18 protein-coding genes and 1 tRNA gene are annotated in these 18,716 nt (G+C 66.8%); 17 read left to right on the top strand and 2 right to left on the bottom strand.

Translation table 11 applies throughout. The features are described 5' to 3' along the window. Positions 1-25: 25 nt before the first annotated feature. From purC to wapB, 3 genes are all read left to right on the top strand, one after another. Positions 26-736 (top strand): phosphoribosylaminoimidazolesuccinocarboxamide synthase, encoded by a 711-nt coding sequence (gene purC, locus HMPREF2581_RS04565; RefSeq protein WP_003108622.1) that lies wholly within the window; start codon positions 26-28, stop codon positions 734-736. Between the two features lie 93 nt (positions 737-829). Then, positions 830-919 (top strand) — tRNA-Ser (locus tag HMPREF2581_RS04560). A gap of 339 nt (positions 920-1,258) precedes the next feature. Further along, positions 1,259-2,251 (top strand): 1,2-glucosyltransferase WapB, encoded by a 993-nt coding sequence (gene wapB, locus HMPREF2581_RS04555; protein WP_003140646.1) that lies wholly within the window; start codon positions 1,259-1,261, stop codon positions 2,249-2,251. A 39-nt stretch (positions 2,252-2,290) separates the two neighbouring features. Here the strand turns inward: wapB and HMPREF2581_RS04550 are convergent, their stop codons facing one another. Further along, positions 2,291-3,091: an IclR family transcriptional regulator gene (locus HMPREF2581_RS04550; protein ID WP_003112543.1), complete on the bottom strand. Its 801-nt coding sequence runs from the start codon at positions 3,089-3,091 to the stop codon at positions 2,291-2,293. Positions 3,092-3,248: 157 nt separating this feature from the next. On the opposite strand from HMPREF2581_RS04550, the gene HMPREF2581_RS04545 reads away from it, so the two are divergent. From HMPREF2581_RS04545 to HMPREF2581_RS33280, 13 genes are all read left to right on the top strand, one after another. Further along, entirely contained in the window at positions 3,249-3,635 is a 387-nt protein-coding gene (locus HMPREF2581_RS04545) for a Zn-ribbon domain-containing OB-fold protein (RefSeq protein ID WP_011666727.1), read from the top strand. Next, positions 3,632-4,783 (top strand): thiolase, encoded by a 1,152-nt coding sequence (locus HMPREF2581_RS04540; RefSeq protein ID WP_003112542.1) that lies wholly within the window; start codon positions 3,632-3,634, stop codon positions 4,781-4,783. The genes HMPREF2581_RS04545 and HMPREF2581_RS04540 overlap by 4 nt, the downstream gene beginning before the upstream one ends. A 109-nt stretch (positions 4,784-4,892) precedes the next feature. After that, the gene (locus HMPREF2581_RS04535) at positions 4,893-7,040 is read left to right on the top strand and encodes an acetate--CoA ligase family protein (RefSeq protein WP_003140644.1); all 2,148 of its coding nucleotides are present in this window, start codon (positions 4,893-4,895) and stop codon (positions 7,038-7,040) included. Continuing rightward, positions 7,024-7,890, top strand: coding sequence for a MaoC/PaaZ C-terminal domain-containing protein (locus HMPREF2581_RS04530; RefSeq protein WP_003140643.1), 867 nt, complete (start codon positions 7,024-7,026; stop codon positions 7,888-7,890). The genes HMPREF2581_RS04535 and HMPREF2581_RS04530 overlap by 17 nt, the downstream gene beginning before the upstream one ends. Positions 7,891-7,971: 81 nt before the next feature. Further along, positions 7,972-9,327: an MFS transporter gene (locus HMPREF2581_RS04525; RefSeq protein ID WP_003112539.1), complete on the top strand. Its 1,356-nt coding sequence runs from the start codon at positions 7,972-7,974 to the stop codon at positions 9,325-9,327. 23 nt (positions 9,328-9,350) lie between these two features. After that, on the top strand, positions 9,351-9,758 hold the full coding sequence (locus HMPREF2581_RS04520; RefSeq protein ID WP_003108633.1) for a PaaI family thioesterase: 408 nt from the start codon (positions 9,351-9,353) through the stop codon (positions 9,756-9,758). Between the two features lie 140 nt (positions 9,759-9,898). Then, positions 9,899-10,963, top strand: coding sequence for an acyl-CoA dehydrogenase family protein (locus HMPREF2581_RS04515; RefSeq protein ID WP_070867300.1), 1,065 nt, complete (start codon positions 9,899-9,901; stop codon positions 10,961-10,963). Continuing rightward, positions 10,963-11,724, top strand: coding sequence for an enoyl-CoA hydratase/isomerase family protein (locus HMPREF2581_RS04510; protein WP_003086299.1), 762 nt, complete (start codon positions 10,963-10,965; stop codon positions 11,722-11,724). The genes HMPREF2581_RS04515 and HMPREF2581_RS04510 overlap by 1 nt, the downstream gene beginning before the upstream one ends. Position 11,725: 1 nt before the next feature. After that, entirely contained in the window at positions 11,726-12,871 is a 1,146-nt protein-coding gene (locus HMPREF2581_RS04505; protein ID WP_003140641.1) for an acyl-CoA dehydrogenase family protein, read from the top strand. 40 nt (positions 12,872-12,911) lie between these two features. Further along, positions 12,912-13,829, top strand: a complete 918-nt coding sequence (locus tag HMPREF2581_RS04500) for an SDR family NAD(P)-dependent oxidoreductase (RefSeq protein WP_003116998.1) — start codon at positions 12,912-12,914, stop codon at positions 13,827-13,829. Between the two features lie 15 nt (positions 13,830-13,844). Beyond that, positions 13,845-14,831, top strand: a complete 987-nt coding sequence (locus HMPREF2581_RS04495; RefSeq protein WP_003140640.1) for an NADH:ubiquinone reductase — start codon at positions 13,845-13,847, stop codon at positions 14,829-14,831. A 78-nt stretch (positions 14,832-14,909) separates the two neighbouring features. Next, positions 14,910-16,160 carry an OprD family porin gene (locus HMPREF2581_RS04490; RefSeq protein WP_003140639.1) on the top strand — a complete coding sequence of 417 codons (1,251 nt, stop codon included), beginning with the start codon at positions 14,910-14,912 and terminating at the stop codon, positions 16,158-16,160. 98 nt (positions 16,161-16,258) lie between these two features. Continuing rightward, on the top strand, positions 16,259-16,534 hold the full coding sequence (locus HMPREF2581_RS33280; protein ID WP_023098713.1) for a zinc ribbon domain-containing protein: 276 nt from the start codon (positions 16,259-16,261) through the stop codon (positions 16,532-16,534). A gap of 2 nt (positions 16,535-16,536) precedes the next feature. Here the strand turns inward: HMPREF2581_RS33280 and HMPREF2581_RS04485 are convergent, their stop codons facing one another. After that, positions 16,537-17,013 (bottom strand): GreA/GreB family elongation factor, encoded by a 477-nt coding sequence (locus HMPREF2581_RS04485; protein WP_003140638.1) that lies wholly within the window; start codon positions 17,011-17,013, stop codon positions 16,537-16,539. A gap of 174 nt (positions 17,014-17,187) precedes the next feature. Between HMPREF2581_RS04485 and HMPREF2581_RS04480 the strand changes: the two genes are divergently transcribed. Then, on the top strand, positions 17,188-18,681 hold the full coding sequence (locus HMPREF2581_RS04480) for an L-piperidine-6-carboxylate dehydrogenase (RefSeq protein WP_016254122.1): 1,494 nt from the start codon (positions 17,188-17,190) through the stop codon (positions 18,679-18,681). Positions 18,682-18,716: the final 35 nt, after the last annotated feature.

Below are 18,716 nucleotides of genomic sequence, written 5' to 3'. Positions count from 1 at the left end.
CTATTACCCGTAAGCGGAGCCCATCATGGAAAAACGCGAAGAACTCTACCGCGGCAAAGCCAAGTCGGTTTACCAGACCGACGATGCCGATCGTCTCATCCTGCTGTTCCGCAACGACACCTCCGCCTTCGACGGCAAGCGCATCGAACAGCTCGATCGCAAGGGCGCGGTGAACAACAAGTTCAACGCCTTCATCATGCAGAAGCTGGAAGCTGCCGGCATTCCGACCCAGTTCGACAAGCTGCTGTCGGATACCGAGTGCCTGGTGAAGAAGCTCGACATGATCCCGGTCGAGTGCGTGGTGCGCAATTTTGCCGCCGGCAGCCTGGTGCGTCGCCTCGGCGTGGAAGAGGGCATCGCCCTGACTCCTCCCACCTTCGAGTTGTTCCTGAAGAACGACGCCCTGGGCGATCCGTTCATCAACGAATCCCACGTCCAGGCCTTCGGCTGGGCCACTCCCGAGCAGCTGGCGCAGATGAAGACCTATTCCTTCAAGGTCAATGAAGTGCTGAACAAGCTGTTCGACGACGCCGGTCTGCTGCTGGTGGACTTCAAGCTGGAGTTCGGCCTGTTCCATGGCCAGATTGTCCTCGGCGATGAGTTTAGCCCGGACGGCTGCCGTCTGTGGGACAAGGAAACCCGCAAGAAGATGGACAAGGACCGCTTCCGCCAGGGCCTCGGCGATGTGATCGAAGCCTACGAAGAGGTAGCCAAGCGCCTGGGCGTGCCGCTTTAACCTCCTAACGCGCGCAACCATCTGAAAGAACGCGAAAAAATCTTCAAGAAAGCTTCGCGTTCTTCGTACAAGCTGGTATCATGCGCGCCGCACGGAGAGATGCCGGAGTGGTCGAACGGGACGGATTCGAAATCCGTTGAGTCAGCAATGGCTCCTAGGGTTCAAATCCCTATCTCTCCGCCATTACATATGAGCAAAGCTCCTGGAATGCCTGGCGTTCCGGGGGCTTTGTCTTTTCTGGCGAGCGTTCGGGCATCCCCTCTGCGGGGCGGGCGAAAAAGCCGTGCCATGGTTTCGGGTGCCGGCCAGGTCGTGCAGCTTTCCTAGGAATGCTGCGGGCCCTTCCTTCTTCTCTGGGTGGTCGTCCCGCTCTGCCTGGGTTTCGTGGGTGCGCTGAGCGCGCATTTCTCCACCGCTTCCGATTTTCTGTCCTTCGAGCGCCGGGTCGGGCGACCTGCCGGTTTCGATGGTCGGTGCGGTTCTTCTTAGTATAGTATCCCGGCGCTTGAAGGCGCCGCGGATGTGTGGCCGAGCTGCATGGCACGGTTTCCTTCCGACGGGCAGCCAGGTTATCGGTTTGTGCCGAGTCCCGGATCCGGGGCTGGGGAGGAAGAAATGCGTCCGCTCGTTTCCGTCGTTTGCGCCTGTTTCAATATCTCGAAGTATCTGGACGAGGCGATCGCCAGCATCTACGCGCAGGGCTATCCCAATCTCGAGTTGATCGTGGTGGATGACGGATCCACGGACGACACCTATGAGCGTCTCGCCATGCTCCGCGAGCGTCACGGCTTCCAGCTCTACCGCCAGGCTAACCGAGGGGTGAGCGACGCGCTCAATCACGGTTTGCGTCATGCGCGGGGCGAGTTCGTGATGACTCCCGACCTGGACGACATTCTCCTGCCTGGAGCGCTCGACACGCGCGTCGACTACTTGCTTGCGCACCCCGAGGTCGGGTGCGTGGGCGGTTTCAATATCTGTATCGACAGTGCTGGTAACGAAGTGGCGCGAGACGGTTTCAGCGAGGGGTGTGTGGAGCGTTGGGGGTTCGATGCAGCATTGGCCGAGACCCTGGTGGTCATGCCGCTGACGGCGCTCTACCGCATGGAAGCGATGAAGCGGGCGGATTTCTTCGACCCGTCGATTCGCGTGCAGGATTTCCAGATCACCCTAAGGATCGCGGCGCAGGGCTATGAAATTCATCGACTGCCGGCCTACATGGGGCGTTATCGCCGGCATGGAAGCGGTCTGTCCGGCAGGTACAAGCTCAATTACGAGGCGGATATGCAAGCCATTGAGCCTTATCGGGCTCACCCGAATTATCGCCGGGCCCGGCAACTGATCCTGAACAAGGCGCTGAAGAAGGCTGTTGTCCAGGATGGGCGATATGCCTGGCAGTTGTTCCGCTCGGTGCCGCTGAGGGCGTGGGACCGGGTGACGCTGAAGCGATTCTGGCGCTTTCTCCGTTATCTGCCGGTCCTCGGGTTGAAAGGTGGTACCGGCGTCGAGGGTCGATGACGGCTGGCCGGCTAATCTTTCAATGGGTTGAATGCCATTTCAGGATTTCTCCTTCAGTGCCTCGCCCTGGGGAAATAGCGCGCGGCTCACGAAGCGCGCGGTATCCCGCAGGCTGGTGCCGATCCGTTCCAGGTCGTCGGGCTGGTGCTGGGCGCTGATGCCGATCGCGGAGATGGCGAAGCGCGGTTGTCCGTCGCGGTCGGTGATGGCGCTGGCGACCATGCTCACGCCGCGGTAGAGGTGTTCCTGGTCGATAGCCCAGCCGCGCTCGACGGCCTCGGTCGCTTCGGCCTGGTAGCGCTCGAAGCTCGGCGGATTTTCCCAGCGCACGCGGGTCAGTCGGCGGCGCAGTTCGTCCTCCGGCAGTTCGCGCAGGCCGGCAATGCAACGCCCGGCGGCGCCGACCAGTTCCGGCAGGCGCGTGCCGACGGCGACGTTGACGTGGGCGACGGGCGGTGCGGCAAGGGCGATGACGCGGATGTGCGCATCGTCGGTGACTTGCCACAGGGCGATGAGGATGTGGTGGGCAAGGCTCAGTCGCTCCAGCTCTGGCTGGATCAGGTCGGCATAGCTGCGTCCGACGAATCCTACGGCCAGTTCCGACAGGCCAAGGCCCAGTTGGTAGGTCTTGCCCGCATCGTCGAAGGAGGTCAGCCGTTCGTTGCTCAGGGTGCGCAGGATATTGAAGGCGCTGCTCGGGCTGATGCCGGTGGCGCGAGCGATGGCGGCCACGCCTTGCGGTCCGTCGGCGTGGGCTAGGTGGCGAAGTATCTGAATGGCGTTCACTACCGCGCCGACATCTTTGCTGCTGGTGCCTTTGGTTGTGGCGTCCTTGGTCATTTTTCCTCTTTTCATTCAGTATTGTGATTGACATTCACGATAGTGAATATATTCTGGCCTTCCGGAACGTACAACCGGGGACGGAAGCAGTATCCGGTTCGGCGTCCAGCGCGATGCACTTTGCAGCAAAGGTCGACAAGAACAAAGGAGAAACCTCGTGGCAGATCTTCCCGATGGCAGTACTCCGGGACCTGAGGCGCAGTACCTTGCGTTTCTCGCCCAGGGCCGTTTCATGTTGCAGCGCAGCCGTTCCAGCGGTCGCCATGTGTTCTACCCGCGCCAGTTGGTGCCGGGTAGCGGCGAGACTGATCTCGAGTGGGTTCCCGCCAGCGGCCTGGGTACGCTCTACGCGATCACTGTCAATCGCTCCCGCGGCGGCAATCACAATGTCGCGCTGGTCGACCTGGACGAGGGCGTGCGCATGATGTCGCGGATCGACGGGCACGAGAGCCTGCCGATCGGCACCCGTGTGCAGGCGCGCATCGTCGAGCAGGACGGTGCCAATGTCGTGGTGTTCGTTCCCCACCAGGAGGGACGACCATGAGCGCGGCCATCCGTGGCAAGACCGCCATCGTCGGCATCGGTAGCGCAGGCGTCGGCGAGGCGCCGGGCTACAGCGCCATCGAACTGCTCGGCCAGGCGTCGCTCAAGGCCATTGCCGATGCCGGCCTGAAGCTTTCCGACATCGACGCGATCTTCGCCGCCACCAGCTCCCATGCCTTTCCCACCTTGTCGGTCGCCGAATACCTCGGCATCCGCCCGAAATTCGTGGATGGCACCAATATCGGCGGCTCCAGTTTCGAGCTGCACCTGCTGCAGGCCACTTTGGCACTGGAGGCCGGTCTCTGCGACGCTGCGCTGATCTGCTACGGCTCCAACCAGCGAACCGCCGGCGGCCGCCTGGTATCGATGAGCGAGCCACAATGGCACGAGACGCCCTACAAGCCGCGCCACCCGATCACCGCCTATGCCCTGGCGGCCAGCCGGCACATGCACCAGTACGGCACCACACGCGAGCAGCTCGCCGAGGTGGCGGTCTCTGCCCGGCAATGGGCCAACCTGAATCCCGAGGCGTTCGCCCGCGGGCCGTTGAGCGTCGATGACGTCCTTGCCGCGCGGATGGTCAGCGACCCGCTGAGTGCCGCCGACTGCTGCCTGGTCACCGACGGCGGTGGCGCCTGCGTGGTGGTGCGCGCCGAGCGCGCCCGCGACTTGCCCAATGCGCCGGTGTACTTCCTTGGCGCGGCCGGAGCGCAGTGGCATCGCTCGATCGTGTCGATGCCCGACCTCACCGTGACGGCGGCCTCGGAAAGCGCTCCGCGAGCCATGCAGATGGCCGGTGTGCGGCACGCCGACATCGACCTGGTGATGCTCTACGACGCCTTTACCATCAACACCCTGCTGTTCCTCGAGGACCTGGGTTTCTGCGCCAAGGGCGAGGGCGGCCCATTCGTCCAGGGCGGACGCATCGCGCCCGGCGGCGAGCTGGCGGTGAACACCAACGGTGGCGGGCTGTCCTGCGTGCATCCGGGGATGTACGGGATGTTCCTGATCATCGAGGCGGTGACCCAGCTCCGCCGCCAGGCCGGCGAGCGGCAGTTGGCCAAGGCCGACGTGGCGTTGCTGCACGGCAACGGCGGCACGCTGTCCAGCCAGGTAACCGCGTTGCTCGGCACCGGCGACACGCTCTAGACCCCTGGCCGACAGGCCTTCCGGGCGCTGCCGTGGCGGCGTCCCGCGGGCGCGCTCGCCCGCGAGAAGGTTGTCGTGCCGGCCACAGACAAACGGATCAGGTGAACCCATGTCAGCGAACCACTCGCAACAGCTCATCGACGCTCCCCGTTTCGCCAGTCTTACTCCATTGATCGAACCACGCTCGGTCGCGGTGATCGGCGCTTCCAGCGACCCGACCCGCATCGGTGGCCGTCCCATCGCCTACATGCTGCGCCATGGCTATGCCGGGCAAATCCTCCCGGTCAATCCGAATCGTGCTGAAATCCAGGGGCTGCCGGCCTTCGCCAGCGTTGCGGAGCTGCCGCAGGCACCGGACGTGGCCATTGTCGCGGTGCCTGCGCCTCAGGTGCTGGAGACCGTCCGGGCGCTGGGCCGCCAGGGGGCGCGCAGTGCCATCGTGTTCTCTTCCGGATTCAGCGAGGTCGGCGAGGCCGGCGCGGCGATGCAGGATGCGGTGGTAGCCGCTGCCCGCGAGCACGGTATGCGCCTGCTCGGTCCGAATGCGCTCGGCGCGTTCAACAGTAACCTGGGTTATTACGCGTTCTTCTCCACCAGCCTGGAACGTGGCGTACCGCTGCCCGGCCGGGTAGGCATCGCCACCCAGTCCGGTGCCTACGGCGCGCACCTGCTCGGCATGGCGCGCCAGCGGCGCCTGGGAACCCCTATCTGCGTGGCCACCGGTAACGAGGCCGACGTCACCCTGGGCGACAGCATCGGTTGGCTGGTGGAGTCGCCGGAGATCGACGTGGTGATGGCCTACGCCGAATCCATCCGCAACGTCGACAGCTTCCTCGCCGCCCTGGAGGCCGCGCATCGCGCCGGCAAGCCGGTGATCCTGCACAAGGTCGGGCGCAGCGCCCTGGGTAGCCGCGCGGCGCTGTCCCACACCGCTTCGCTGGCCGGCGACGACAAGGTGCTGGACGCCGTGCTGGGCGACTATGCGGTGATCCGCGCCAGGACCACCGAGGAACTGATGGACATCGCCTACCTCGCCACCCGGCGTATCTATCCGGTGGGCAACAGCCTCGGCATGATCACCGTCAGCGGCGGCGCCGGGATCATCGTCAGCGATGTCGCCGAGGAAGTCGGCCTGCCGATGCCGCCGATGCCGGACATGGCCCAGGAGCGGCTGAAGGCACGGCTGTCCTTCGCTTCGCCGATCAACCCGGTGGACTGCACCGCGCAGGCCCTGAACGACCTGACGCTGGTGCGCGACTTTACCGAGTCGATGGTGGTCGACGGTGGCTACCGTTCGCTGCTCGCCTTCTTCACCCAGGCCGGCACCGCCGCCTCCATCGGCGCGCGTCTGGCCGAGCAGTTCCGGCGGATCAAGGAGGCTTATCCCGAGCGTCTGTTCGTGGTCTCGGTGATGGGCGAGGGGGAGGAGCTGGCACCCTACGAGGAGGCCGGCTTCGCACTGTTCGAAGACCCCACCCGGGCGGTAGTGGCGATCCAGGCCATGGGGCGGCTCGGCGAAGCCTTCGCCCGGCCGTTGCGCCTGCGCCGGCCTGCCGGCGGGCTACAGTTGCCCGCCTCCACGCCCGGCGAAGCCGAGGCCAAGCGCCTGCTGGCGCGCGCCGGTATCGAGTCCGCCGCCGAGGCGGTGCTGGGCAGTGCCGAAGAGGCGGTTGCCTTCGCCGAGGGCATCGGATACCCGGTGGTGCTGAAGCTCGCCTCGGCGGACATCCAGCACAAGTCGGAAATCGGCGGCGTGCTGCTTGGCGTAAGCGATGCGGACGCGGTACGCGCCGGTTTCCAACTGCTCCTGCGCCGGGCCGCCGAGAAGGCGCCGCAGGCGCGTCTCGATGGCGTCCTGGTGGCGCGTCAGCTGCAGGGTGGGGTGGAGTGCTTCATGGGGATCCAGCGCGATCCGCTGTTCGGCCCGGTGGCGCTGTTCGGCCTGGGCGGGATCTTCGTCGAGGTGCTGCAGGACGTGGTGTTCCGCCGCTGCCCGTTCGAGGTCGACGAAGCCGAGGCGATGATCCGTAGCATCAGAGGCGCGCCGCTCCTGCTCGGCGCGCGTGGCCGGCCGCGGGCCGACGTCGCGGCGCTGGCACGGCTGCTGTCGAATCTCTCGCGGTTCGCCTGGGAGGCGGGAGAGCGCTTGCGCTCGGTGGACCTCAACCCGGTCATCGCCTTGCCGGAGGGCCAGGGCGCCTGGGCGGTGGATGCGGTGCTGGAAGTCGAGGAGGTGGCCGATGGCGCTCGATCCTGAGGTGCTCCTGAACTACCCGATCCCCGAAGTACGCCAGCGCTACAGCCGGCGCGACAGCGCCTTCTATGCATTGACCCTCGGTCTGGGCGGCGACCCGCTGGACGAGCGCCAACTGGTCTACGTCGATCCGTGCCGCGATCTCCAGGCATTGCCGTGCATGGCCCTGGTGCTCGGTCATCCGGGCTTCTGGCTGGGCAATCCGGCGACTGGCGTGGACGCGCTGCGCCTGGTTCACGGCGAGCAGCGCCTGGAGTGGCGGCGGCCGTTGCCGGCGGAAGGCGAGGTGATCGGTCGGACCCGGGTCACCGGTCTGGTAGACAAGGGCGCCGACAAGGGCGCGCTGCTCTACAGCGAGAAGGTGCTCAGCGATGCGCTCAGCGGCGAGGTGCTGGCTGTCGCCCGCAGCACCACCTTCCTTCGCGGCGACGGCGGCTTCGGTGGTTCCCGGCAGGTGCCGGAAACGCCGCATCGCTTGCCTGAACGGTCACCCGACCTGCGACTCGACCTGCCGACCCGTCCGGAGCAGGCCCTGTACTACCGCCTCAACGGCGACGACAACCCGCTCCACGCGGAGCCCGCGGCAGCGCTGCGGGCCGGCTTCCCGCGGCCGATCCTGCATGGCCTGTGCACCCTCGGCGTGGCATTCCACGCGGTGTTGCGCGGGCTCGCCGACTACCGCGCGGAGCAACTGGGACATCTGCAGGTGCGTTTCTCGGCTCCGGTGTTTCCCGGCGAGACCTTGCGTACCGAGATGTGGAGCGACGGCTCGTTCCGCACTCGCGTCGTCGAGCGCGATGTGGTGGTGCTGGACAACGGCCGGGTAGGTCCGCCGCCAGAGCGGCCGGACTGAAGCGAAGGGCGGTGGCGCGAGGGAACGACCGTCGGGCTGCCGTGAAGATCAACCGAAATCCTGCTTGCGAGAACAAGAATAATGAATGCAACCGCGCTTTCCCCGAACCCGGCGCCGGCCATTTCCCGGCGCACCATGCTGATCGCCTTCGTCTTCTGCTTCCTCGGCCTGCTCGCCGACGGCGTCGACCTGATGTTCCTGGCCTACAGCCTCAACAGCCTGAAGGCCGAATTCGGCCTGAGCAACTTCGAAGCCGGCTCCCTCGGCAGCCTGACTCTCGCCGGCATGGCCGTCGGCGGTATCTATGGCGGCTGGTGCTGCGACCGCTTCGGCCGGGTGCGAGTGGTGACCTGGACCATCGTGCTGTTCTCCATCGGTACCGCGTTGCTGGGGCTGACCCAGAACTACTGGCAGTTCGCGCTGATCCGCTTCGTCGCCTCGCTCGGCCTCGGCTCGCTGTTCGTCGCCTGCAACATCCTGATGTCCGAGTGCGTCGGAACCAGGTACCGCACCACCATCCTCGCCGCCATGCAGGCCGGCTGGACCGTGGGCTACCTGGTGGCGACCCTGCTGGCGGGGCAGATCATCCCCGAGTTCGGCTGGCGCACCTTGTTCTTCACCGCCGTGGCGCCGGCGTTGGTCTGCCTGGCCCTGCGGCCCTGGGTGCCGGAGTCGCCGTCCTGGCTCGCGGCCCAGGCCGGGCGCCAGCGTCCCGGCGCGGCTCCGCAGAGCCACGCCGAGGCTGGCGGCGCCGGCCCGCTGGGACGGATGCTGGGCGATCCGGAAACGCGCGGCATGTTCCTGCTCTGGAGCCTCACCTCCTGCTTCCTGCTGTTCGGCTACTACGGCACCAACAACTGGATGCCGTCCTACCTGGAGAGCGAGTTGGGGATGAACTTCAAGTCGATGACCGGCTACATGGTCGGCACCTACAGCGCGATGATCCTCGGCAAGGTCGCCGCCGGTGTCTGCGCCGATCTCTTCGGCCGGCGCCTGACCTTCGCCGCCGGGGCCATCGGCAGCGCCGCCTTCATGCCGTTGATCGTGTTCTACCACTCGCCCTCCAACATCCTCTGGATCCTCATCACCTTCGGCTTCATCTACGGCGTTCCGGTCGGGGTGCTGGCAACCTACATGACCGAGAGCTTCTCCACCCGCGTCCGCGGCTCGGCGGTGGGCACCGCCTACAACCTGGGGCGTATCGGCGCGGCGGTGGCGCCCGCCGGCATCGGCCTGCTGGCCACCCACGTGTCGATCGGCGCGGGTTTCCTGGTGATGGGCATCACCTACGTGCTCACCGGGCTGATCCCGGCGCTGTTCATTGCGGACCGGCTCTACGACCCGAACCGCGAGTCCCGCGATGCCGAGAGCGCTTCCCGACGGCAAGCGCCGGGCAGTGCCGTGGATACCGCCGAGCGGCGCGCGGCCAAGGCCTGATCCTGCGGAAGGAGTGCACATCCATGAGTTCTTTTCCACGACAGCCAGCGGCGGAGCAGCGGCCCGCCAGCTTCCAGGAGTTCATCGGCCTCGAGCGCTGGACCGATGCCGACGGGATGGCGCGGGTGCGCTTGGGGCATCGCCCGGAACTGATGAACTACCTGCAACAGTTCCACGGCGGGGTGTTGATGTCGGTGCTGGACGCCGCCATGGCCCAGGCGATCCGTGCCTGCCTGCCGGACTGCTCGATGGTGACCATCGACATGGCTACCCACTTCATGGGGAGCGCCCGCGGCGAGCTTCGTGCGGTTGGCAGGGTAGTGCGACGGACCCGCACGATCTGCTTCTGCACGGCGGAAATCTGCAACGAGGACGGCGAGGTCATCGCCATGGCCTCGGGCAGCTTCAGGTACCGCGCGGCTAAGCCGTAGCGGAGTTCCGGCGGCGCGGCAGCGGAGCCATCCGTCGCGCGTCCGGACCACGGCCTGCGCGGTCGCTCCGCGCGGACAAGCCGGCGCCGCCCGTGCAGATGACGGACGGGCGGACGGCGTATCGACAGGAGGGCGAACAGATGAGTGAGCAAGATGAGTGGGCCGGCGAGCGCGAGCAGCGTCTGCGGATGATCCGCGACAGCGCGGCTTCGCTGGTGCCGCGCGACGGCGACCTGAGCCGCGTGCGCCGCGGTCGTTTCACCGGTAGCGGGGTGGACCGCCAGGCCTGGCGCGAGGTCTGCGCCATGGGCTGGCCGGCGCTGCGCCTGGATGAAGCGTTGGGCGGCAGCGGCCTGGGCATGAGCGAATACGCGGCGTTGCTGGAGGCGCTGGGGCGCGGCCTGCTGCCCGAGCCGCTGATCGAGGCCGGGCTGGTGGCGCCGCTGCTGCCGGAAGACGAGCGCGTTGCGTTGCTGGCCGCTGAGCGGCTGGTCCTGCCGGCGGGCATCGCCTACCGCGATGGGCGGCGGCGCCCTCGTATGCAGGAAGGGCGGCTGCACGGCGAAGTCGCTCACGTACATCTGGCTGGCGCCGCCGATGCCTGGCTGGTGGCCTGCGAGCAGGGCCTGGCGCTGGTCGAGCGCGATGCCGATGGCGTGGAACTGCTCTGCGAGGCGACCCAGGATGGCGCTCACCTGGCGCGCCTGCGTTTCCGCGATGCGCCGGCACGGTGGTTGTCCGGCGAGGTAACGGAACAGGTTCTGGACGAGGCAGGGCTGGCCTGCGCGGCCTATCTGGTCGGACTGATGGATGGCGCCTTCGAGCGAACCCTGGAGTACCTCAAGGTACGTCGCCAGTTCGGCCGCGAGATCGGCAGTTTCCAGGCGCTGCAGCACCGCATGGTCGACCTGAGGATCCAGATCGAACTGTCGCGCTCCATGGTCGAGCAGGCTGCCGCCGCGATCGATGCCGGGGCGTCGGAAAGCGAGCGCCAGCGGCAGGTCTCCAGCGCTCGGGTACGGGCCTCGGAAGCGGCTCTGCTGGTGACCCGCCAGGCCATCCAGTTGCACGGCGGCATTGGCTACACCGACGAGGCGGACATCGGCCTGTTCCTGCGCCGCGCCATGGTACTGCTCAATGCCCACGGCTCACTGGCGTTCCACAAGGCGCGCTACGCCGCGCTGCTACAGCGGGAGGTGGCCTGATGAGCGGTTTGTTGCAGGAAACGCGCGGCACGGTGCGCCTGCTGCGCTTCGACAACCCGGCCCGGCGCAACGCACTGTCGCCGGCGCTGCGCATGGAATTGCTGCGGGCCCTGGAGGCGGCCGAATGCGACCCATCGATCCGCAGCGTGCTGCTGACCGGTGGCGAAGAGGTGTTCTGCGCCGGCGGCGACCTGGGCGACATGCGGGTGACCGAGTTGGCCGCCGGCAGGGCGCGAATGCAGGACAACGCGCGGCTGGTGCGGCAGATGGTGCGCATGGGCAAGCCGCTGATCGCCGCGGTCGAGGGCTGGGCGGTGGGAGCCGGGCTGTCCGTGGCGCTGGCCTGCGACAGCATCGTTTGCGGCGCCGGCGCCCGCTTCGCCGCCGGCTTCGGCAAGGTCGGGCTGCTCGCCGACCTTGGCCAGTTGCATACCTTGCCGGCGCGCATCGGTTGGGGGCGGGCACGGCAGATCCTGATGTTCGGCCAGGTGGTAGAGGCCGAGGAGGCACTGCGCATCGGCCTGGCCGACCGCCTCTGCGCCGCTGGCGGCGCCTTGGCGATGGCGCTGGAACTGGCCGGGCGGGTGGAGCAGCAGGCGCCGTTGCCCCTGGCGATGACCAAGGCGTTGCTCGCCGAGGGCCTTGACCTATTGCTGGAGCGGGAGGGCGAGTTGCAGAGCCAGTTGTTTCTCAGCGCCGACCACGCCGAGGGCAAGGCGGCCTTTCTCGCCAAGCGTCCCCCCGTATTCAGAGGAAACTGAGATGACCGACTACGACAATCTCGACGACAACGCCTTTCGCCTGATGGTCCGTGAGTGGATCGCCGCCAACTATCCGCAGCGCATCCGCAATCCGCCCCGTCGCCTGGGGCGCGAGGAAACCCGCGAGTGGTACCTGCTGTTGTCGCGCCAGGGCTGGCTGTGTCCCGGCTGGCCCAGGGAGTACGGCGGCATGGGGCTGAGCGCCGGCAAGCAACTGATCATGATGGAGGAAATGGAGGAGTACGGCTGCGCGCGCCTGCCCGACAGCGGCGTGACCATGCTCGGCCCATTGTTGATCCGCTATGGCGACGAGGCGCAACGGGCGCGCTTTCTGCCGCGCATTCTCAGCGGCGAAGACATCTGGTGCCAGGGCTACAGCGAGCCCAACGCCGGCTCCGACCTGGCCAGCCTGCGCACCGAGGCGCGCCTGGAAAACGGCGAGTGGGTGATCAACGGACAGAAGACCTGGACCACCATGGGCTCTGAGGCCAATTGGATCTTCCTGCTGGTCCGCACCGAGCGCAGCGCCAAGGCGCAGCACGGCATCAGCTTCCTGCTGGTGCCGATGGACAGCCCGGGCATCGAGGTGCGGCCGATCCTCAACCTGGAGCTGCACGGCGAGTTCTGCGAAGTGTTTTTCAACGACGTGCGGGTGCCCTACGACAGCCTGGTCGGCGAAATCAACCAGGGCTGGAGCATGGCCAAGGCGCTGCTCGGTTTCGAGCGGATCTTCCTCGGTTCGCCCAAGCAGTCCACCTTCGCCCTCCAGCGCCTGGAGCGCCTGGCCCGGCACCTGGGACTGTGGCACGACCCTCTGTTCGCGCGCCGTTTCGCCGCGCTGAGCATGGACCTGGACAGCCACAAGGCGCTCTACGAGCGTTTCGCCGAACGCCTGCGGCGTGGGGAGAGGCTCGGCCCGGAGGTATCCATGCTGAAGATCTTCCAGTCCGAACTGTTCCAGCGCATCAGCGAGCTGGGCCTGGAGGTCGCCGGGGAGGACTCGGCCCTGCTACAGCCCTTCGCCGAAGACCCCGAGCTGCATCCGGCGGGGATCTTCATCCAGTCGCGGCCGACCACCATCTACGGCGGCAGCAACGAAATCCAGCGCAACATCCTGGCCAAGAGCGTCCTCGGCCTGCCGGGCTGAGCGCAACCGAACGACATCCACGGGACGAAGAGGATTACCCATGAGTAGCAGACTCAATGAAGGCAAGGTCGCGATCGTTACCGGCGCGGGCGGCGGCATCGGCCGCGAGATCGCCCTGGCCCTGGCCGATTCCGGGGCACGGGTGGTGATCAACGATATCGGCGTATCGCTACAGGGCGAGGGCGGGTCGGCCTCGCCGGCCGAAGAGACCCTTGGCCTGATCCGCCAGCGAGGCGGCGAAGGCCTGATCAACACCGACAGCGTCGCCGACTGGGACAGCGCGCGGCGTATCGTCGAATGCGCCATGGACGGTTTCGGGCGTCTGGATATCGTGGTGAACAACGCTGGCATCCTGCGCGATGCGATCTTCCACAAGATGAGCGCCGACGACTGGCTGTCGGTGATCAATGTCCATCTCAACGGCAGCTTCTTCGTCAGCCGGGCCGCCGCCGAACGCTTCCGTACCCAGCAGGCCGGCGCCTTCGTACACATGACCAGCACTTCCGGGCTGATCGGCAACTTCGGCCAGGCCAATTATTCCGCGGCCAAGCTGGGCATCGTCGCCTTGAGCAAATCCATCGCCCTCGACATGCAGCGCTACAACGTGCGTTCGAATTGCATCGCGCCGTTCGCCTGGAGCCGGATGACCGACTCGATTCCGGCCGAAACCCCGGAGCAGAAGGCCCGCGTCGACAAGCTGCAGCGCATGACCCCCGAGAAGAACGCGCCGCTGGCCGTCTACCTGGCGTCCGACGCCGCCCGCGAGGTCACCGGCCAGGTGTTCGCCGCGCGTCACCACGAACTCTTCCTGATGAGTCAGAGCCGGCCGCTGCGCAGTGTGCATAGCGAGCGCGGCTGGACCCCGGAGAGCATCGCCGAGCACGGCATGCCGGCGTTGCGCGGCAGCTTCATGGACCTGGCGCGCAGCCCGGACGTGTTCTCCTGGGACCCGATCTGACCGAGGAGGCAATCCATGGGCGTGTTCAGGACCCGTTTCACCGAGACCTTCGGCGTCGAACACCCGATCATGCAGGGCGGTATGCAGTGGGTCGGCCGTGCCGAGATGGCTGCGGCGGTGGCCAACGCCGGTGGCCTGGCGACGCTGTCGGCGTTGACCCAGCCGAGCCCGGAGGCACTGGCTGCGGAGATTGCACGCTGCCGCGAGCTGACCGATCGGCCGTTCGGGGTCAACCTGACCTTGCTGCCGACGCAGAAGCCGGTGCCCTATGCCGAATATCGTGCAGCCATCATCGAGGCGGGAATCCCCGTCGTCGAAACCGCCGGCAACGACCCCGGCGAGCACATCGCCGAATTCCGTCGACACGGCGTCAAGGTGATCCACAAGTGCACCGCCGTGCGCCATGCGCTCAAGGCCGAGCGACTCGGTGTGGACGCCGTCTCCATCGACGGCTTCGAGTGTGCCGGCCACCCGGGCGAGGACGACATCCCCGGCCTGGTGTTGCTGCCGGCCGCGGCCAACCGGCTACGCGTGCCGATCATCGCCTCCGGCGGTTTCGCCGATGGACGTGGCCTGGTCGCGGCGCTGGCGCTGGGTGCCGACGCGATCAACATGGGCACGCGCTTCCTGGCCACTCGCGAATGTCCGATACACCCTGCGGTGAAGGCGGCGATCCGTGCGGCCGACGAGCGTTCCACCGACCTGATCATGCGTTCCCTGCGCAATACCGCGCGGGTGGCGCGCAACGCGATCAGCCAGGAAGTACTGGCGATCGAGGCACGCGGCGGCGCCGGCTACGCCGATATCGCCGCGCTGGTCAGCGGCCAGCGCGGTCGCCAGGTGTACCAGCAGGGCGATACCGACCTGGGGATCTGGTCGGCCGGCATGGTCCAGGGCCTGATCGACGACGAACCGGCCTGCGCCGAGTTGCTCAGGGACATCGTCGAGCAGGCGCGCCAACTGGTGCGTCAACGCCTGGAGGGCATGCTCGCCGGGGTCTGATCCGCTCCGCCACGGCGGTCGCGGCAGGGAGTGGCCGCGGCGCCGTGTCTATCCACTGACGACGAAGAGACAACAACAATGAAAATTCTTCCCGTTCCGATGCTGGCCGCGGGGCTGGTGTTGCTGCCGTCGTTCGCCCAGGCGGAGTTTTTCGCCGACGGCAAGGCCGGCCTCGAACTGCGCAATTTCTATTTCAATCGCGACTATCGCCAGCCCGGCGCCAGCCAGTCCTATTCGGAGGAGTGGGCGCAGGGTTTCCTGTTGCGCTACGAGTCCGGCTACACCGAGGGGCTCTTCGGCCTGGGCGTCGATGCGCTGGGCCTGCTGGGCGTCAGGCTGGACTCCTCGCCAGAGCGATCCGGTAGTGGTCTGTTGCCGTATTCGACGAGCCACCGGCGCGCCGCCCACGACTATTCCAGCCTGGGCCTGACCGCCAAGCTACGGGTCTCGCACAGTACGCTGAAGATCGGCAGCCTGATGCCCAGGCTGCCGGTGGTGCAGTTCAACGACACGCGCCTGCACCCGCAAACCTTCCAGGGTGGACTGCTGGAAGTGAACGAGATCGACGGGCTGGCGCTGCAGTTCGGCCAGTTGCGCCAGGTCAAGCAGCGCGACTCGACCAACGCCGAAGACCTCGGCATCACCCGCGGCAACAAGCGCAACGTACTGGCGGGCCGGCACCCCGGCAGCGACCGCTTCGACTTCGCCGGCGGTACCTACCGCTGGAGCGAGCGCCTGAGCAGCAGCTACCACTACGCCAACCTGGAGGATTTCTACCGCCAGCATTATCTCGGCGTGCAGCACCTCTTGCCGCTCGCCGATGACCAGTCGCTGAAGTCCGACATCCGCTGGGCGCGTTCCACCGACGAGGGCGGCAGCCGCGTCGACAATCGCGCGCTGAATGCGCTGTTCACCTATCGCCTGGGCGGCCACGCCTTCGGCCTCGGCTACCAGCGCATGTCCGGCGACAGCGGCTTCGCCTACCTGGCCGGGACCGATCCGTATCTGGTCAACTTCGTGCAGATCGGCGATTTCGCCAACAAGGACGAGCGCTCCTGGCAGTTGCGCTACGACTACGACTTCGCCGCCATCGGCCTGCCCGGCCTGACATTCATGAGCCGCTACCTGCGTGGCGAACACATCGACCTTCTGGACGGCGGTGGGCGCGGCAAGGAATGGGAGCGGGACACCGATATCGCCTACCTGGTGCAATCGGGGCCGTTGAAGAACCTGGGGATCAAGTTGCGCAACGGCACCTTCCGCAGCGATTTCGGCAACGACATCGACGAGACCCGGCTGATCGTCAGCTACGCGTTGCCGCTGTGGTGAAGCGGACTTGAGTTTCCCGATGTTTCCGCGCCATTGACCCTGTAGTGGCTACAGCCTTTTCACTGGAAGCCGTCAGATCCAGACGAGAGGGTTGTGCCATGGGGTTCTTCGAACGGTTGTTGATGGGTGGGCGTCATCATGGACAGGGCGGTGGTCATCACGGCGGCGGTCATCACCGCGGTCAGGGCGGCTATCCGCCGGCGCCAGTCGCGGTGGGAATGGCCTGTCCCGCCTGCCGCACCGCGAATGCGGCGACGGCACGATTCTGCCAGGGCTGCGGCGGCGCCCTGGCGCCGCTGCGCTGTATCGCCTGCAGCGCCGATCTCGCGGCGGGCGCGAAGTTCTGCGGCGCCTGCGGTGCGCCGCAGCAGTAGCCTCAGTCGACGGCGAGGATTTCCACCGCAAGGGGGGAGTCCTTCGCCCCGGTCTCGTCGCCCGGGTGCCTGCCGACCAGGCTCTGACCCAGTGGCGAGCGAGGCGTGATGACCAACACCTCGCGACCTTCGCAATCGATCTTCAGCCCGGCCGCCTCGGGGCCGAGGAACACTGTTCGCCGGCTGCCGTCGGCGTTCAGCAGGGTGACCAGCGCGGTGAGCTGGATGCCCTGTTCCTCGTCGAAATCGCGCAGCACCAGATTGCGGTACAGGCCCAGCGCCTGGCGGATCTCCTCGACCCGGCGCGACTGCCCGGCGGCCAGGTAGGCCGCCTCCAGGCCGAGGGTGTCGTACTTGTTCTCGGCGACGTTCTCTTCGTGGGTTGCCGTCTCATGGGCGGTCTGCGCGGCGCGGACGGCGACTTCCAGGTCCGCGGCGAGCTTTTCCGTGATCAGGCGCAACAGCTTTTTCTTGTCCATGTCGGGTAGGCGAGGGCTGGCCGGCGAAGGCGTGCATGGTACGGGAAAGACGGCGGATCGCGACAGCTCGGAGCCAGTATGAAAACTCGGAATGACGTGGCGAATAAAGGTCGTTTGTCGCTCCCGGGCAAACCGACTAAAACGAGCGGAAACGAACAGCCAGGAGAACCTCACATGATCGACGGATTGCTGCGCAGTCTCGGCCTCGACCCCAATGCTTTTCGCGATGGCGAGCTTGCCGTGCATACCCCCATCGACGGCAGTCGCCTGGCTGCGGTGCCACTGGAGGGGCGCGCCGCCGTTGCCGCCAAGGTCGAGCGCGCCGAACAGGCGTTCCGTGCCTGGCGCCAGGTGCCGGCGCCGCGCCGTGGTGAACTGGTGCGGCTGTTCGGCGAGGAATTGCGTCGGCACAAGGCCGAACTCGGCGAACTGGTGTCCTGGGAGGCGGGCAAGATCACCCAGGAAGGCCTCGGCGAAGTCCAGGAAATGATCGATATCTGCGACTTCGCGGTGGGCCTCTCGCGCCAGTTGTACGGTCTTACCATCGCATCCGAGCGTCCCGGCCACCACATGCGCGAGACCTGGCACCCGCTGGGCGTGGTAGGCGTGATCAGCGCGTTCAACTTCCCAGTCGCGGTGTGGTCGTGGAATACCGCGCTGGCGCTGGTCTGCGGCAATTCCGTGGTCTGGAAGCCTTCGGAGAAGACCCCCCTCACCGCACTGGCCTGCCAGGCGCTGTTCGAGCGTGCCGCGCGGGCCTTCGGCGGCGATGCGCCGGCGCACCTGAGCCAATTGCTGATCGGCGACCGCGAGGCCGGCGAAGCGCTGGTGGACGACCGTCGCGTCGCCCTGGTCAGCGCCACCGGCAGCACTCGCATGGGGCGCGAAGTGGCGCCGCGGGTGGCGGCGCGTTTCGCTCGCTGCATCCTCGAACTGGGCGGCAACAACGCGATGATCCTGGCGCCAAGCGCCGACCTCGACCTGGCGGTGCGCGGCATCCTGTTCGGTGCGGTGGGCACCGCCGGGCAGCGCTGCACCACCTTGCGCCGGTTAATTGCCCATGAGTCGGTGAAGGACGAGATAGTCGAGCGCCTCAAGGCAGCCTATTCCAGGGTCCGTATCGGTCATCCGCTGGAGGGCAACCTGGTCGGGCCGCTGATCGACGAACGCAGCTACCTGGCCATGCAGGACGCCCTGGCGCGAGCCCGCGAGGAGGGGGGACGGGTGTTCGGCGGCGAGCGGCAATTGCAGGAGCGCTATCCGGATGCCTACTACGTGTCGCCGGCCATCGTCGAGATGCCGGGACAGACCGAAGTGGTGCGCACGGAGACCTTCGCCCCGATCCTGTACGTGGTCGGCTACCGCGATTTCGACGAGGCCCTGCGCCTGAACAACGAGGTTCCCCAGGGACTGTCGTCGTGCATCTTCACCACCGACCTGCGCGAGGCGGAACTGTTCCAGGGCGCGGCGGGCAGTGACTGCGGGATCGCCAACGTCAACATCGGCACCAGCGGGGCGGAAATCGGCGGGGCGTTCGGCGGCGAGAAAGAGACCGGCGGCGGTCGCGAGTCCGGCTCGGACGCCTGGAAGGCCTACATGCGACGGCAGACCAACACCGTCAACTATTCCCGCGAGCTGCCGCTGGCACAGGGCATCACCTTCGATTGAACGGGGCGCGGCGGGCTCCCGCCGCATGGCAATGA

The organism is Pseudomonas sp. HMSC057H01, from assembly GCF_001836405.1.
In the GTDB taxonomy this organism is placed as follows: domain Bacteria; phylum Pseudomonadota; class Gammaproteobacteria; order Pseudomonadales; family Pseudomonadaceae; genus Pseudomonas; species Pseudomonas aeruginosa.
Note: the sequence above shows the minus strand (reverse complement) of the source record. Positions and strands in the feature narration are given on the sequence as shown.

Coding starts and splice junctions, on each gene's coding strand:
- HMPREF2581_RS33280 (WP_023098713.1), top strand. CDS start 16,259: ATGGGGTTCTTCGAACGGTTGTTGATGGGTGGGCGTCATCATGGACAG.
- purC (WP_003108622.1), top strand. CDS start 26: ATGGAAAAACGCGAAGAACTCTACCGCGGCAAAGCCAAGTCGGTTTAC.
- HMPREF2581_RS04515 (WP_070867300.1), top strand. CDS start 9,899: ATGAGTGAGCAAGATGAGTGGGCCGGCGAGCGCGAGCAGCGTCTGCGG.
- HMPREF2581_RS04500 (WP_003116998.1), top strand. CDS start 12,912: ATGAGTAGCAGACTCAATGAAGGCAAGGTCGCGATCGTTACCGGCGCG.
- HMPREF2581_RS04480 (WP_016254122.1), top strand. CDS start 17,188: ATGATCGACGGATTGCTGCGCAGTCTCGGCCTCGACCCCAATGCTTTT.
- HMPREF2581_RS04495 (WP_003140640.1), top strand. CDS start 13,845: ATGGGCGTGTTCAGGACCCGTTTCACCGAGACCTTCGGCGTCGAACAC.
- HMPREF2581_RS04520 (WP_003108633.1), top strand. CDS start 9,351: ATGAGTTCTTTTCCACGACAGCCAGCGGCGGAGCAGCGGCCCGCCAGC.
- HMPREF2581_RS04530 (WP_003140643.1), top strand. CDS start 7,024: ATGGCGCTCGATCCTGAGGTGCTCCTGAACTACCCGATCCCCGAAGTA.
- HMPREF2581_RS04505 (WP_003140641.1), top strand. CDS start 11,726: ATGACCGACTACGACAATCTCGACGACAACGCCTTTCGCCTGATGGTC.
- HMPREF2581_RS04510 (WP_003086299.1), top strand. CDS start 10,963: ATGAGCGGTTTGTTGCAGGAAACGCGCGGCACGGTGCGCCTGCTGCGC.
- HMPREF2581_RS04485 (WP_003140638.1), bottom strand. CDS start 17,013: ATGGACAAGAAAAAGCTGTTGCGCCTGATCACGGAAAAGCTCGCCGCG.
- HMPREF2581_RS04540 (WP_003112542.1), top strand. CDS start 3,632: ATGAGCGCGGCCATCCGTGGCAAGACCGCCATCGTCGGCATCGGTAGC.
- HMPREF2581_RS04550 (WP_003112543.1), bottom strand. CDS start 3,091: ATGACCAAGGACGCCACAACCAAAGGCACCAGCAGCAAAGATGTCGGC.
- HMPREF2581_RS04535 (WP_003140644.1), top strand. CDS start 4,893: ATGTCAGCGAACCACTCGCAACAGCTCATCGACGCTCCCCGTTTCGCC.
- HMPREF2581_RS04490 (WP_003140639.1), top strand. CDS start 14,910: ATGAAAATTCTTCCCGTTCCGATGCTGGCCGCGGGGCTGGTGTTGCTG.
- HMPREF2581_RS04525 (WP_003112539.1), top strand. CDS start 7,972: ATGAATGCAACCGCGCTTTCCCCGAACCCGGCGCCGGCCATTTCCCGG.